Here is a 16,354-nt window from a genome sequence, read left to right as displayed (position 1 = left end):
GTGCATCTATTCAATATTTAATTATATTATTTTAAAACTAAAAAAAACGAATAGAATAGGGGATATATATGGAAATTTTCTCTAAATTATTGTTTTATAATTTTATGGGCTGCAGAAAATCACAGGTTTTACGAGGGCTCGATTATAGATTTCCAACTTATTTACTATTTAATAATGCCTATGAAGCCCCGACAACTGTGTATAAACAAATTGTAATTGAAGGAAAAAATGCATGGGGATACTATTGGGAGATTGAAGTTAACAATGAATTACTAGGGATAGAGGAAGAAAGTAAATGCTATAACGATTTTAAATCGGCGAAATCAGATATTATTGAGATGTTAGATAACAAGCAAGAAGTATATGTTTGGACTAAAAACAAATATATTCCCCACATGCAATTGAATGAAAGTGATCCTGAAGGTGTTCATTCTTTAACATTGACTTCTTGTATTGAGGATACATTTAAAATTATGGACTATCCCTTCGAGAGAGATTATGAATCAGAAATACTAGAACAAGCTTTCGATAGTGCGCCTAAGGATAAAAGAGTGATCACATCTTATAAATTGAATTCTTTGGTTGTACATGAAGATATTATCCGAACTATAGATTCTCAATTTCAAGAAAAAATGAATAAATGTAACGATGACTTTTCTATGTATGATTTCATATTTGATGATATGGAAGAAAAAGGTGTAATAAAACTCATTAATCAATCTATGCATATTTTTGGTGTTATCTCCCTCTCCAGACTTCTAACATCTGTATTTATGCAGTCGAATAATTACTCTGAAGGAGCTATATATGGAGCTCAGCAAATATCAAAAATGGCAGAGAGTATAAAAAATAATTTCATGAAACTAGCTATTAACCCTTCTAAATTAAATGTTGAAACTTTACAAGAAAAATTTCAAAAAATTAAACATCTGGAAATTGATTTTTTGAAGCAAATTCAACATGAAATTCAAACTGGTGAGAAGAGAGAAGTATCTTTAAATACATTAAAGAGACCCGAAAATATAACGGCACTTCATATTACTGATTCAAGTATTTGGATTACATGGGATGAAAGCGAATATGAAGAGGGATTGATAGAGTATGATATCATCGTTGATGATTTGCTTGTTGATAGTTGTACGTCAAATAATTATATTATTGGAAATTTAAGTGCTGATATGAACTATAAGATCACTATAAAATCGAGAAACAAATTCGGGAGTAGTAGTGAAGAAACGAGTATTGAAATTGCAACAATAAAATTACAAAATTACGGTAAATTATCTACTTTCAAACCTGTTTTTACTTCATCTTCTGAGAATGATGACTTCTGTGGAAAACGTGTTGTAGACGATAATCCATTAACACGTTGGAGTAGCGAGTATAATGACCAGCAATGGATATATGTTGACTTGGGTAGTGTGAAAGAGATCAATGAAATTAGAATTCATTGGGAATATGCATATGCAGCTGAGTATCAAATTATGATTTCAATAGATTCTGAAAATTGGACATTAGTTCAACATGTTCAGAATGGACAAGGTGGAATTTATATAATTAGTGATTTGAAAGAAACAACTAGATATGTGAAAGTGAATTGTTTGAAAAGGGATGGGATCTACGGATATTCAATATGGGAATTATCGGTTATAAATTATGAATCTCTTAGTCTGAAGATTTAAGTAATTCCACAGATGCTCGTGCTTGCGAAGAAACATCATGTCCACTTGTTTATTTATGACTCTATAAACAATGCCAGATACATGGTTATTTGTTTTAAGCAAGTCATAAATAACCAAATAATATTATAGGCGACTTTCATTCCTTACCCAATGAAAGTCGCCTTCTCATCATTATTTTCTTCTCACATGATTAGAAACGTAAGTTTTTGAGTGGCAAAGTTTGCTGAATTTGAGATCGTAGAATTAACGTATCAGATGAATATGGTATCTCGTAATATGGAGGTTCAATAAATGAAAAAACTTGAAATGTTAGGTGTAGTCGTGGGGGGAGGACCTAAGGGAATATCTACATTAATTCAACTCCAGCGTACATTTCCAAATAAGTTTATTGGTGTTGAATCTTGAGCGGTTGTAAGTAACTGGGATTTTCAATATGCGGGTAGCTCACCGACGAGGACAGGAATTTATTATCCCGATACGATCGCTACAAGAAGCAGATATCCCATGGAATCTACAATCATTTACTCAACAACACCCCTTGATGTCGGATGATATGTTGAGTAAGGACAATTTGCCTAAAGAAGTATTGCAAGATTACTATCGAATGTCCGCTGAGGCAGTAAATGCGAGGGTTCTATTAGGAGAAAAAGTTCAAATGATTGATATCGACCCACAGGGGTTTCTATTAACAACCAGTAATTACTCTATAAGAGCGAAATACCTGATTATTTCAACGGGTCCAGTTAATCATAAGGTATTCCCCGAATGGACTTATTCTTTACCACCAAATTTATGTCAACATTCCATTGGACATGGGTTGTTTAACAAACTTAATGGAAAGAAAATATTACTGGTAGGAGGGGGTCATGCTACACCGGATATAGCCTGCAGAATGTGGGAGTTGGGCGTAAATATAACCGTTGTAGTAAGAAAAGATGGATTAAGGGCCAATTACTTACCCTATCCAGATGATTATATAAACCCAAACAAATGGGATATTAATAGAGGTCTGTCGATTGATGAGAGACTTTCCGTATTAAGAAAGATAACGCTTGAAGGCCCCTGGGTCACCCCGAGAAGTTTAAAGGAATTTGAGGAGGCGATAGAGGTCTCACAGACTACGAATAATCGAATTGAGTATTTAACACGAACTAATGTAATGAGCTGCCGTATCGTTCAGAACAATGATTGTGAACAAGTAGAAGTCACTTTCAATAACGGTCGTTCTGAACTATTCGATAAGGTGATATGTGCAACCGGATTTAAACCTAATGCACGGGAACTTCCTTTTACCACAACGGAAATTTGGAATAATCAGGTTTCTGAGGGATTGCCACACTTAAATAATGATTATAGCTTTCAGGGGAATTCGAATATTTATTTCTCTGGACACTTTGCACAACTTGGCCCGAGAGGAATCGTTGATTCGATACTGCACTATACACAATATGCAACATTGGCTATTACTAATTCGATTGTTGAAAAGGAGACTGCGTTACATGTATCCAACTATTGATTGTCTTATGAGTGAGTTGTCAGTAGATGAACCGTGCAAATATGAAACACGTAGCTTTCGCTATTATCCGACCTGATGCTATTGAACGTGGTTTCGAAAAAGATATTTTAGATGATTTAGCTAGTTCAGGATTATTCGTTATTGGTTTTAAATATCAATTTGTTAATGAAAGACAGATGGAAGAAGTTTACCGTTACACTCAGCATCGTATGCTTGATAATCAAATGCGTCCACTATGGTGGATGACACGTGAAATGTATAGGATTTCACCTGCCCTTCTACTTCTCTTGGGGGGGAAACTCCCGGATGAATTCGAGGATTTAGCACTTTATCTAGAAAGTCTAAAAGGATCATCTAATCCAGCAATGACTCAACCGCATCACTTACGATATAAATACCAATCGATGAATGTTGTCCTTTGTACGATACACTCTTCGGATGACCATCTACAATCTCTTCGTGAATCTAGAATCTTTTTCAAGCGTGAAGAGCTATCTCAATCACTTCAGCATATTCCTGATGTCTTATCTGGAAAGAAACCAGCACCACATGTATTTATAGATCAAACTGTTAATCGATGGCACTCTAAGACGAAACGTACGGGAGCCTTTTTTCATATCATGACTATATTGCAAATGCGCATTCTATCAAATTTACTAGATTGTGAATGGTTGGAATTGCCATTCGAAGAATTGAATGATATCTGTCAACGAATGTATCAGATTACATCGCAGAAATTACCTTATGTAAAGGAGTCCGAACAGATTCATCCTCTTCTAGATCAAGAACTAGACTTGTTACTATCCATTGTCAACCAAGACAATTTTAAAACGAATTTCTCAGATTCTAATTTCCGCCGATATGCTAATGATCGAGATCTACTGGTTGAAGTTCTCAAAACATTAGCTAATTATCGAGAATATGAACGAGTTGATTTCATGGAATTTAGAGAACACTTGAGACGGAATTTAGTCGTAATGGATGATTGGGAAGCATTAGTGATGGAAACTTCATTTGTATTTCATATGATGCAATTGAATGGTTATTACATTAAATAAAAGGGGGATATTATGTTTGCGATTGTGTCAAATGAGTATGATGATTCCAAGGTTGTCTCTCTATTGTTAACGCTATTTAATTAGTGATGAGAGTATAGATCGATACGTAACCATACAAGACTCTGAGGAAGTGACTATGAATCAAGAGTTGTTTTCTGTAAAAACGGCCCATTTGGAGAGACAAACGGAAGGAAAAGTATTTGGTCGAAAGGTGACAGGGGTGTATAAGCCCTCATTGATTAAAGAGGCTGTAAGTGTTTCACACTCTATTCTACCATTGGTGAGACAGCAACCGGGATTTATTGGTGTCTTTTTATTCGTAAAGCCTACCGGAGAGAACTTTTCAATATCGGTTTGGGAAAAAGAGGATGATTCTGAATTTAATATCGAATATGGATGGTGGATGGATCAAAGTCAGAAAGTTTGATTCTATATATATGGAAAAGCCTATAACCACCAATCATTGGATGAACATCAAGGGGGTAATATTGACTCATGTTTGAACTTGATGTTGATGTTTCTCTCATACTGTCCGAGTTAAATGTGAAGTCATGCGATTTAGTATATGTTGGGGGCTCTTTTACTGCTGGATTCTTTAATGATTCGTAGGATATTGTTAACCACTCCAGTAATGGCAACTTCGAACTAGTAACGATGAAAGATATTTTGGCTTATTCGTACGAGTATAGCTATGCCTTTAGTTGAAAGAGAGAGATTGTGATACAAGAATTAGTCTTCTAAGTGTAAAGAACAGACCGGTCTTATCGAAAAAAGGTTCTATTACCTGTGTAACAGAATTCCCGAATACTGCCATGCAATATTTTCAATCCATAGGTCGAAGTGACGTAAATTTTCAACATGTTAATGGGTCAACTGAAGGGTTTGTTCCCACAATTTTTGATTGTTGTGTGGATTGTGTAGAAACGGGGCAAACTCTTCAACTTTATAATTTAAAAGAAGAGAGTGTGTTACATCTATCTAAGGTCGTTGTTTTTATCCTTGTGATTTAGCGTATAATATAGACACAAAATTAGATTATAAATTCTATTAATGGAGGTATTTTACAATGAATGAGAAGCTTTCCTATGCAATGGTTGGAGTGGATATTGATAACGCTGATGCAACAAAGAAGGATATGCAAAAAAGTTTGGAAACGACTGATTCGCGAGTTATAAATAAATCAGGGGCATTTGCAGCATTATTTGAAGCTAAATTTGAAGGAATTGACAATCCAGTACTTGTACTGAAGGCAGAAGAACCGGGCTCAAAACAGCTTTTGTCCTTCCAACACAATAAAGTCGGTAATATATGCTACGACTTAATCAATCATCTAGTAAATGACATTATTGTAATGGGAGCAAAACCAGAAGCTGTCTTGGATATTATACTGTGTGGCAAGATTCAGAAAGATATCGTGGTTGAGGTAGTAGAGGCAATCTCGAATGCTTGTCGTGCACAAGATTGTGTACTTATTGGTGGAGAAACTTCTGAGCAACCGAAGGTGTTATCAGAGGGAAGTTATATGCTAAATGCTAGTATTCTTGGGGTTGTAGATAAACATAAGATCATAGATGGTTCAAAGATTGTTGTAGGTGATGTGGTAATTGCTCTTGCATCAAATGGATTACATACAAACGGATATACCTTGGTACGAACGTTAATGGACAGATATCCTCATATATTAGAAGAAAAAGTTCAGGGCGAGTCGTTTTTAGATGCGATTTTAACTCCACATCGTTGTTACTATCAAAACTTAAAAGAGTTGTTTCCAAAGGACATCATTCATGGACTAGCTCACATTACAGGTGGAGGGATTCAAGGAAATCTTAATCGTATACTCCCTTCAGGAATAGATGCGAGAATTGACTTAGATAAAATCAAGACTCACCCTATTTTTGAAATATTAAAAAGATATGGGAATGTCGATGATGAGGAAATGCTAAAGACATTTAATATGGGAGTTGGAATTACACTTGTCTCCAGTCCAGAAAACGCGTCTCAAATTATAGAACATTTAAAGTCAACTGGTTGTGATGCTTGTATTATCGGTGAGATTGTAGATGGAGAGCAGTGTGTGGAATTTATCAATAATTTAAAATACTAATGCTGCAGTTTGGCATACCTTTTCTAGGAGTCTAGGAGTCGCTTAATAGCGCTCCTCATCAGGATTTGGAATCGTGGCTCAATGAATACCTTCGCTTCTTAATCAACCTACATTAGGTGATGACAATGCACCAGTCACATTGATTGAATTCGGTGATTATAAATGCCCTTCTTGTAAAGCGTGGAGCGAACACCTGTATCCTCAATTGATGAAGGAGTATGTAGATACCAGTAAGGTCAAATTTGCATACATCAATGTGTTATTTCACGGGGAAGAATCCGAATTAGCTTCGCTAGCCGTTGAATCGGTTTTTGATCAAGATCCCGAAGCATTTTGGAAATAGTGGGTGATAGAAGGTCTTATACACATACAATAGAACGCTGGCCAGCATTCACATCTCTATAGACCTCCTTCTATTAGTCTCTCATGTGAAAGGATGGATGTAATGAAAGTGAAGAAGTTAACGATTCTAATGCTAACTGCTATTATGCTCATCATATTCTCTACTACTGCGAGCGCTAATACTGCAATAAGTCGTATAGATACCGTGACTGGTCAAGGGGAACTGAAAATTTCCGGATATTTATATGTTAAAACCAGCAGTTCTGGTGCCATATTTGCAGATGTCTATCGTGTAGTAAACGGTACAGAACAGTATGTTACCCGTGGCTCACGTACTATTAGTGAAGGCCCCCGCACAGCTAACATTAACTTTAACTTTAGTATCAATGGATTATCACAAGACACTTACGTGGTCAGATATTCCTACGGAGGCTCACTTTCAAGCATAACGATAACTAGTGTCGGATTCTGAATTGAAACATCAATGATTTCTCTAGTAACGATACTCACCATGGTCGAGGTACGAGTTGTAGTGTGAGATCTCAAAAAGTCCACGATTGTCGATAATTGACAATCGTGGACTTTTTATTCTTTAAAAGTTCAACGAAGTGAAGCTTTATGAAATTCACAATTAAATCGATACGCGTTGACTCACTCAGGGAGTTACTTAGAACGTTACGTTAATATATGATGAAGAGTTAGGAACTAACGATTTTGTAACCAAAATGATTCTTTTCCGTATAAGATACGAACATGATTTCACGAAATAGTTACAGCATAAATTCAAATCAGTTTTTCGTTCATGGAGAATATCTTTCTCCTCTAATGGATACTGATATAACAAAAATAGAAGTTGAGGTAATGCAACGTATGAATGAGGAATTTACAGATCATGTTGATACATGGTATCGGTTAGCTGAGGAAAAGGCTACTCAGTATTTTGCGTCACTTTATAAACAGGTCATGGATAAGTCTTATGTGCCTGCCCTAACGGAAGATTTTCAATTATGGAAAAGTAAACATATTCAACATTCTTGGCTGTCTTTTTTTTCGCGGGGAAAGAGAAAGCCAAATTCGCGTGATTATCACAGGTATTTCCAATGGCTGAATTATAGAGGTAAATTGGACGATTACTTGGATCGAAGCGTTTCATATATGTATATGAGGGATTTAGGTAAAGACATGGATTCTCCTGACACGAAGACCAGGATTAAACGTCTAGTTGCCGACATCAAAAATCAATTGATTCATTCCACCGCAACAAACCGGGGAGACCAGCCAGAATACATGAGTCTGAACGGGTTGTATCGATGGGGCCAGAAGGAAGGCATTGAAACTGCAGTAATCTGGGTGATCGGCAAACTGAAGAATGTATCCTCTAATATACCGAAGGAAATGAATGCGGAGCATGCCCAGCGCAAACTGATCAAGATCATTATCGGGGTTATTCTACATGTGATGGAAGAGATGGACGAAGGAATATCGCCCGCAGAACGTTCCCGGAGACTTGATGAAGCCATCAGGTTGGGTTATTCCTATGGACTGACCTATCCTTTTATTGACGATCTTCTCGATTCAGGAGTCTTAAATGAGCAAGAGAAAGAACAATATTCCCAAATGATACGTACCGCGCTTCTCACTGGATCTGTACCAGAATTGGAAGAGTGGGTGGGAAATAACAAGGATTTGGTCTATTATGTACACTCGGAGCTCCGTGAGGCATTTGAATATATTAAGAGGCATCAGCGACCGGAAACACAGAATATATTTTTCGAGCAGTCTTATGTGTTTTTTCATTCCCAGGATATAGACCGTGTAAAGGATCTATCGAACGCGAATTACACCAACGAAGAGCTGTATCTACCCATCATCTTAAAATCCTCTTCTTCCAGATTGATTGTCCGTTCCGTCATTAGTGCTCCCATGGACGAAGGCTTTGATCATCGAACATTTTGTTATGGCATCTACAACCAGCTAGCGGATGATTTTGCGGATATGTTTGACGATATGAAAGACGAGGCTGTAACACCTTATACCTATTATTTAAAATATCATACTCAGCGAACGGATCTGATCAATCCCTTTGAATTATACTGGGCGGTCATCTCCCATTTGATCCATAACGTGTATCATTCTGATGCCAAGACTCGTGAGGTGATACTAGATCGTGCAATCAACGGTCTTAAACGTTGTAAAGAACGCATCGGTATTGAAAAATATAATGAGATTATGGAGATATTCGCCTCTGGTAATCCGGAATTCAATCGTCTCGTCCAACATATGGTTCGAAAAGCGGATGATGTAGATTTCTTCGATAAACTGCTCCGGGATCAAATGGTTATCAATCTAAAAAACAGCCGGACGGAAAAAGAAGACTTTTATGATACGATCAAAACGGTCCGCCAGCAGATCAACAGCATGTTGCATATTCCCAAACATAACGGGATCAAAACGATGGAACAGCCGCTTATTGATGCTGCAAATTACAGTCTCGAAGGGGATGGGAAGCGTATCAGGCCTATATTGACTTGGGTAATGGGAGTGAACGAATATGGACTACAAGCTTCGGAAATCGCCCCGCTTCTGAGATCATTGGAATATATGCATACCGCTTCCTTGATCTTTGATGATCTGCCATCTCAGGATAATGCTTCTACCCGTAGAGGGCGCCCAACCCTACATCAGGTGGAAAATATCGCCACTGCAGAATTAACCGGATTGTTTCTAATCCTGAGGGCCATTAAAGAACAATCTTCACTTGACCATTACAATGCCAAAACTGTGCTTGCCTTGATGCAATATTCGGCCGAAAAAACAGAAGAGATGTGTATGGGTCAAGCGATGGATTTGCAATCGAAAGGCAAAGCACTGACATTAGATCAATTGAATATGATGTGCTTTTACAAAACGGGAATAGCTTTTGAGGCTTCTCTGATTATGCCTGCCATTCTCGCTGAGGTTAAAGAGCCGGAAATTGCAGCTTTGAAGAAATACGCCTATCATGCAGGCATTGCCTTTCAGATTAAAGATGATTTGCTTGATATGGAAGGAGATCTACTCATACTCGGTAAGCCTACTGGCAAGGATGTTGAAAACAACAATTCGACTTTTGTGTCCATCCTTGGACCTGATGGTGCCAGGAAAGAAATGTGGGAACACTACTGCCTTGCCATGGAAGCATTGAAAGAGATGCCCCGAAATATCGTTTTTCTGAAACATTTATTGAATTATATGATTAATCGAGACCGTTAAAATATTTTTATGTTTTAGTAATTAATAAGGAGTTGTTCATAAATGACAATAGAAGAAATGCAAATACTAGAACGTAATGAAACGAAGCTGGTTGGTTACAGTGTAAGTGCGTCGTTAAATCAAGATATAGAAACTGGAATTGTCGGAAGATTAAGCGAAGAACTCCTTAATAATCGTCATGAAATTGCAAATCGATTAGATGATGACGGAATTTACTTGGTCCAAATTTACTCGGACGGTGAGTGGACGCCAGATCTTCCGTTCGTAAGTATTGTTGCGGTAGAAGTCAGCAATTTGGGCCTCATACCCGAGGGGTTCGTTCAACATACGATACCGTCTGGAAAATATGTGAAGGTTACTCATAAGGGACCTGAATCCCTAATCGGTGAAACTTATGATTCAATCCGTGATAAGGGTATTAGTGATTGTAGGGCTTTTGATTTCGAGTATTGGGCGGATATGGGTTCTCTTGAGCAAGAGGAAAGCATTATAGAAATTTATTTACCACTGGAGGCTTAGAGCGGAGCCAACAACAAACGTCGAAAGCAAGAATATATCTCGATACTAGCTTGAACTTACAGGAATTTGGGGATCGAATATGGAGTCTGTTTGTCAGGATATAGATAGATGAATCACCCATACATGCCCGTTTACGAAAAAGAAAGAAGTTTAAAAGCCTGAATTTTCAGGCTTTTTTTATTTTGTAAGTGTCATCGAATTGAGCAATCAAATCCTCACTGCAATAGCAGCGGTATTAACTGAAGCAGGAATGCAACTGCCAGATAAGCTCTCTACGGCTATTGACACCAGATTTGGTGAAAATAGATTTTAAATGATCATGGACGTTGTAAGCTGAATATGTAGATTCGCAGCCAATTCTTTAATCGATAATCCCCGTATTACCCCATTCAAAATATGTTACTCACGTAGAGTTAACCTGCTAGCCCGGATTGGTCTAAGCAATATGTTACTGTCGATCTGTTCCAATAATCGGAGCTTCTCTATCCAAAGGTCCGCTTTGGGATTGGTAGAGAGGAAGAGGCTAAACAACATGGATCGAGCGCCATCTTAAGTGTGGGACTAGCTCCTGGTATAACGAATCTTCTGGCTCGCGAAGCAGAGAGGCAGTTGTGTATGACCGAAGAGATCGAAATAGCTGTTATGCTCGGATTAGGCGATGCACATGGAAAGGCAGAGATCGAGTGGACGGTGAGCAGTTTAGGCGCAAGGTTCGAGTGAAGCAAAATCATCACCAAGTCGTGATGCAGAGCTTCACAGACAGAAAGACATTTCACTTTGGTTTGGAGTCGCCATGCGTAGCCCGAGGAACCAAGCGGAAGGATAAGCCTATCATGTTGCTTTTTTATTGCAGGGAAAGAATCAATCCATCGTCTCAGCGAAAGTGACAGCAGCAGTAGCGAAAATAATATATGATTCATCACTTCCGAGTAGCGTACATCATATTGAGCAGGTAATGGATTTAGCCTATATACAAAAGGAATTGGGAACGGCATTATCTTTGGACACCCGAATCACTGTCCCTCCACAACAAGGGAGTAGCATTCATTTGAACTTTTTTTATGGAAATATGAACCATTTGATCTAGTAAAACGTAATATATCATAGTTTGATAATTAAGGAGGTTTTTTAATGAAAAAAAGATTGATATGGATGCTGAGCGCTGCTATTGCACTAACACCGTTTGCCCCCACAGCGGCGCTAGCGTCTAACAGTAATGTTGCAACTTCAAATCAGGTACTGGCGAAGATCGCTTCTGAGAAAGCGGCGCTGCTAACCGAAAAGTATGGTACGATCAGCGTACAGTACGCATTGATCGACAACGGCAAGATTAAAGTGTCGGGACAGACGGGCATAAACGACAAGGCAGGGAAGATCCCTCTGACCAAAGAAACCATGTATGGTATCGGATCGACGAGCAAGGTGTTTACGACCGCTGCCGTCATGAAATTGGTAGATGCGGGGAAAATCAACCTAGATACTCCCTTAGTGCAGTACATAACTGATTTCAAGATGATAGATGAACGTTATAAGCAAATTACGCCGCGTATGCTGTTAAACCATTCTTCAGGGCTTCAAGGGTCGAGCCTGGGTAATGCTTTTCTGTTCAATGATAATGATACGTATGCACACGATAATCTACTGGAGCAATTGTCTACACAGCGTTTGAAAGCTGATCCGGGAGCATTCTCTGTTTATTGCAATGATGGATTCACGCTGGCTGAGATTCTAGTAGAAAAAGTCAGTGGTATGAAATTCACCGCATTCATTCATCAATATTTTACCGAACCGTTAGAAATGAAGCATACGAAGACATCGCAAGACGTATTAGAATCAAGTAAACTTGCTGGTCTTTATTATCCAACGTATCAAAAGCAGCTTCCAAATGAAACTGTCAACGTGATTGGAACGGGCGGAATCTATTCCACAGCTGAGGACATGGTACAATTCTCGCAAATCTTTACAGGACAGCAGGAAGGTATCCTCTCGGACAAGTCGGTACGGGCAATGGAGCAAGAGGAATACAAAAAGGGATTGTGGCCCAAAGAAGCGGATAATTCGTTTGACTTCGGGCTTGGTTGGGATAGTGTAAGGTTGTTTCCCTTTAATGATTACAGTATTAAGGGCCTCAGCAAGGGTGGAGACACAATTTTGTATCATGCTTCTCTTGTAGTGCTTCCAGAGCAGAACATGGCTGCTGCAGTTCTATCGTCAGGCGGTAGTAGCTCGACGAACGAGCTTCTGGCTAACGAACTTCTTCTACAAGCGATGAAAGAGAAGGGCGCGATCAAAGACACTAAACCGGAGAAATCATTCGGTAAGCCGGTCAAGGCTGACATGCCGAACGACATCACAAAGTTCTCAGGCTATTATGGTACTATTAATCAACAAATGAAAGTTGTTATAAAGGATGGGGAACTATCATTATCGGTGCCTAGTGTCCCGGATTATCCGGAACAGAAGTATGTATATACATCGGATGGGTCTTTTGTTAACCAAGAAGGAAGCTCGAAGGTCAGTATTGTAACTGAAAAAAATGGACGCACCTACCTGTGGAATAGAGAATATGTAACCATTCCGGGGTTGGGACAATTGGCTTTATCTCAGTACTTAGCCGAAAGGCTGGAAAATCAGACGCTATCTAAAGAGACGGAAGATATATGGGCAAAGAGAGAAGGTAAAACGTATTACCCTGTGAGTGAGAAGTTCAGTTCTCTCATGTACATGATTATTAAGCCGACAATCCAGATTACTCGTAACAAAGATCTGGAAGGTTATCTAGGGGATAAGAAAATTACAGGCCCGAATACCGCAGAGAGCCAGCATCAAATCCCTGCCATGGGAAGCCGAGATACTTCTGAGTATCGTTTTTACATAAAGGACGGTATTGAGTACCTCGAGGCAGCTGGAAGCCTGTTTGTCAGTGAGGATAAAGTATTGTCACTCTATAATGGGAAACATTCTACGGTAACTGTGCAAACGGATGGCAACGCCAGATGGTATAGCGTACCTAAAGCGGTTGTTGGTAAGAAAATGACAGTTGTGATGCCAGAACAAGGAGCATTTGCAGTATACGATGGTAAAGGAACATGCGTGAATTACTCCTTGATCAGCGGCAATAATGAAGTTGTTCTCCCTGAGAACGGAACGGTTGTATTTGCTGGAAAGGCTGGCTCTTCATTTAGTGTTTCATTGAAGAAGTAGTTCATTCGTTAGATTGTTGGTTTGATTCCAGCAAAGGCTAGGCTATTTTATAAAAAGAACACCAGTTAATTTGGGCTTGCTCAAAGTTAACCGGTGTTCTTTTTTATGGTTATGAGCTTTAAAGTCGTTAGTAGATCGTTACTGTCCACTAAGCTTCAATGACAACATCATCTTTACCCCAAATAAGGCGAATGACAGTGCCTTTTCCCAAAGCCGTATCAACGATAATTTGACCACCCATGGCTTCGATCAACCCTTTGGATACGGCCATACCAAGACCTGTTCCGTTCGGTGTCGAAGAGGTATTGGTTCCCCGGTAGTATCGCTCAAACAATCGATTTGCTGTATTTTCATCCATACCCATACCGTTGTCAGCGAATTGAATAGTATGTCCTTTACCACCTTTGTCTGGCATAACCGAGACGGTAAGTATCGTATCCGGCGGATTATGGAGCAGGGCGTTGGCTACCAAATTGTTAATGACCCTCTCCAGCCAAGGTGTATACAGATTAACTGTTATCTCGGTAGGAGAGCGCTGATACACAATGGTTTCTTTCTTGTAAAAAGGGTTGGTTGCCGCTTGCTTTAATGCTTCCTGTAACCAGTTATTGAGCTCGATCTCCTCGGAATCTGGCGGTCGGACACCGCTCTTCAACCGATAACTCATCGCAAGATCATTAATCAGCATATCCATATGTGCAGATTTCTCCAACATTGTACCTGAGAACTTACGAATCTCTTCCGCCGTCCAATCATATTGCGGTTCAGCAAGCAAGTGCGCATAGCCTTTAATCGAAACGAGAGGCGTTTTCAGATCATGGGTTATTCCAGCGATCCATTCTTCCCTCAAACTATCCGTTTGCTGACGCAATACCTGATCTCTTTGTAGGGTACTTGAGAGCTTGTCTACCGAATACATCACATCGGCAAAAATCCGGTAACGACGCTTCCATTTACCAGAACGCATCCGGCTGCGGTGAATGCCTCTATAATCTACAGGCTCTTGATATACAGCATTACCGAGCTCGTCGAGCCATGTGAGGATATGAAGCAACGGGACGCCAAACCGATGTGCCTGCCACAGTGAAAGCAACAGAAATGACAATAATATAGCTAAGAACATGACAAACATACCGATCAGTATCGTTCTTGCTTCGGTAGATAAAAACCAGTTATCGCCCAAAGGTGTGCCGTAAGCATTTGGAAGATTGAGGACCCAGGTGTTCCCAGTTTCATTAACATATAGGGAGGACAGATGGAAGCCGTATTTTTCATTGTACATCGTGCGAAGAGCAAGCTCCTGAAGGGTATAGGTGGTCGGAGCAGATGCAGGCCGATTGAAGGCAGCGAGTTCGTTGCCATTTGCATCAAGTAATTGAACGTAGCCGTCAAGATGTTTGAGTCGGGCGGTTACATCATTTGGTAACATCAGTATTCCATTAGAAGATAATGACCCCTGACTGCTTACTTGTTTTAATAACGTGCCCCTATCATTAGACACACCATATAACAACGTGAATGTTCGGCCGTCTTTCTCTTGAATCCATAGATAGAGCTTATAGGGGAAATGTTGAGCACCTGTCCAATAGGAAAAGAACTCGCCTGTCGCATATTTCTTTGGCACATCCTGAGGTGCATTGTAGGATTGCTCCACTTGACCGTTCTCGTCAAGACTTTGCAGCCATCCGCCGTTTTTCTTTACCTGTTCAAGCAAATGCGGAGCAAAACGAATTCCCTCTTCACTTAGTTCGGAGGACTCTATAAGCTGAGCTAATCCAACAGAAGCAAAATCTCGGGAGATGAGGGTATCGTTTAAGCGACCTATAATCCAAAAAAGAGTAACTGCAGCAATAAGAAGCGCGAAAGCGCCGGCGGTAGCTAGCTGAAGCGCGAATCGTATAGTTAGTTTCCGTTTGATGTTCATAATTGTTGAGGACTCGAAGTTTCCGCTTGTACAAGCTTATACCCAAGTCCTCTAACGTTTACGATAAAGATCGGGTTTGCAGGGTCAGGCTCAATTCTTTCCCTGATGCGATGAATATGAACCATGACAGTGTTGTCATCGTGCAGTGCTTCTTCCCCCCAGACGCTTTCATATAGCTCGCTTTTACTGAAAAGCCGATTAGGGTTTTTGCATAAGAAGAGCAACAACTGAAAGACTAGCGCTGGACAGGCTACCACCGTTTGCTCAACGCGAAGCATACCGGCTGTTTCATCAACCTGGAAATGTCCATAGTCATACATCGTGTTTATTTTGTCAGAAGGCTGTACTTTGGCTGCATGCTTAGCTCCTAGGTAACGCCTTAAATGCGAGCGTATGCGTGCAACAACTTCCATCGGATTAAATGGCTTGGTAATGTAATCATCGCCACCTACAGCAAATCCAGTCAGCTTATCAAAGTCAGATTCTCGTGCAGTTAGAAACAAGATTGGAGCATCCGTCGTTTGACGGAGAAATGGACAAATTTCGATTCCGCTACGTCCAGGTAAGAGGACATCTAATATGATCAAATCATAGATTTTTGCTTCGCAGGCAGCAATTGCTGCTTCACCAGTCATGACCGTATCTACATTCGAATATCCTTCCTTACGAAGGACAGTCAACATGAGTTCAAGAATGGATTGCTCGTCATCGACAAGTAAAATTGCCGCAGTGTTCATGTTCTCATTCCTTTCT

General features: G+C 39.6%; 14 protein-coding genes and 1 pseudogene. 13 read left to right on the top strand and 2 right to left on the bottom strand.

What is annotated here, in order from left to right:
• Nucleotides 1-68 precede the first annotated feature (68 nt).
• From PGLA_RS04880 to PGLA_RS04830, 13 genes and pseudogenes are all read left to right on the top strand, one after another.
• Nucleotides 69-1,682 (top strand): discoidin domain-containing protein, encoded by a 1,614-nt coding sequence (locus PGLA_RS04880; protein ID WP_068529583.1) that lies wholly within the window; start codon nt 69-71, stop codon nt 1,680-1,682.
• A 433-nt stretch (nt 1,683-2,115) separates the two neighbouring features.
• On the top strand, nt 2,116-3,198 hold the full coding sequence (locus PGLA_RS04875) for an NAD(P)-binding domain-containing protein (RefSeq protein ID WP_068529580.1): 1,083 nt from the start codon (nt 2,116-2,118) through the stop codon (nt 3,196-3,198).
• 26 nt (nt 3,199-3,224) lie between these two features.
• Entirely contained in the window at nt 3,225-4,256 is a 1,032-nt protein-coding gene (locus PGLA_RS04870; protein WP_068529578.1) for a nucleoside-diphosphate kinase, read from the top strand.
• Between the two features lie 136 nt (nt 4,257-4,392).
• Entirely contained in the window at nt 4,393-4,683 is a 291-nt protein-coding gene (locus PGLA_RS04865) for an antibiotic biosynthesis monooxygenase family protein (protein ID WP_068529574.1), read from the top strand.
• A gap of 274 nt (nt 4,684-4,957) precedes the next feature.
• Nucleotides 4,958-5,266, top strand: coding sequence for a hypothetical protein (locus PGLA_RS29660; protein WP_084410746.1), 309 nt, complete (start codon nt 4,958-4,960; stop codon nt 5,264-5,266).
• Nucleotides 5,267-5,322: 56 nt separating this feature from the next.
• Nucleotides 5,323-6,360 (top strand): phosphoribosylformylglycinamidine cyclo-ligase, encoded by a 1,038-nt coding sequence (gene purM, locus PGLA_RS04860; RefSeq protein WP_068529572.1) that lies wholly within the window; start codon nt 5,323-5,325, stop codon nt 6,358-6,360.
• Between the two features lie 97 nt (nt 6,361-6,457).
• Nucleotides 6,458-6,697 (top strand): annotated as a pseudogene (locus PGLA_RS04855) (thioredoxin domain-containing protein); the annotation flags it as partial.
• A 108-nt stretch (nt 6,698-6,805) separates the two neighbouring features.
• Nucleotides 6,806-7,174: a hypothetical protein gene (locus PGLA_RS04850; RefSeq protein WP_068529567.1), complete on the top strand. Its 369-nt coding sequence runs from the start codon at nt 6,806-6,808 to the stop codon at nt 7,172-7,174.
• A gap of 389 nt (nt 7,175-7,563) precedes the next feature.
• Nucleotides 7,564-9,954 carry a polyprenyl synthetase family protein gene (locus PGLA_RS04845; protein WP_068529805.1) on the top strand — a complete coding sequence of 797 codons (2,391 nt, stop codon included), beginning with the start codon at nt 7,564-7,566 and terminating at the stop codon, nt 9,952-9,954.
• Nucleotides 9,955-9,996: 42 nt separating this feature from the next.
• Entirely contained in the window at nt 9,997-10,473 is a 477-nt protein-coding gene (locus PGLA_RS04840; protein WP_068529563.1) for a GyrI-like domain-containing protein, read from the top strand.
• A gap of 555 nt (nt 10,474-11,028) precedes the next feature.
• Nucleotides 11,029-11,193 (top strand): hypothetical protein, encoded by a 165-nt coding sequence (locus tag PGLA_RS27875; RefSeq protein ID WP_161487845.1) that lies wholly within the window; start codon nt 11,029-11,031, stop codon nt 11,191-11,193.
• Nucleotides 11,194-11,320: 127 nt separating this feature from the next.
• On the top strand, nt 11,321-11,560 hold the full coding sequence (locus tag PGLA_RS04835) for a hypothetical protein (protein WP_068529559.1): 240 nt from the start codon (nt 11,321-11,323) through the stop codon (nt 11,558-11,560).
• A gap of 44 nt (nt 11,561-11,604) precedes the next feature.
• Nucleotides 11,605-13,677: a serine hydrolase domain-containing protein gene (locus PGLA_RS04830; protein WP_068529556.1), complete on the top strand. Its 2,073-nt coding sequence runs from the start codon at nt 11,605-11,607 to the stop codon at nt 13,675-13,677.
• Nucleotides 13,678-13,825: 148 nt separating this feature from the next.
• Here PGLA_RS04830 and PGLA_RS04825 read toward each other — a convergent pair whose 3' ends face one another.
• Nucleotides 13,826-15,601 (bottom strand): sensor histidine kinase, encoded by a 1,776-nt coding sequence (locus PGLA_RS04825; protein WP_068529554.1) that lies wholly within the window; start codon nt 15,599-15,601, stop codon nt 13,826-13,828.
• Nucleotides 15,598-16,338, bottom strand: coding sequence for a response regulator transcription factor (locus PGLA_RS04820; protein ID WP_068529804.1), 741 nt, complete (start codon nt 16,336-16,338; stop codon nt 15,598-15,600). Before PGLA_RS04820 ends, PGLA_RS04825 begins: the two co-directional genes overlap by 4 nt.
• Nucleotides 16,339-16,354: the final 16 nt, after the last annotated feature.

Origin of the sequence: Paenibacillus glacialis (assembly GCF_001637205.1) — a bacterium.
GTDB classification, from domain to species: Bacteria; Bacillota; Bacilli; order Paenibacillales; family Paenibacillaceae; genus Paenibacillus_AQ; species Paenibacillus_AQ glacialis.
The sequence above is the reverse complement of the archived record's forward strand: the minus strand, read 5'-3'. Positions and strand labels throughout refer to the sequence as shown.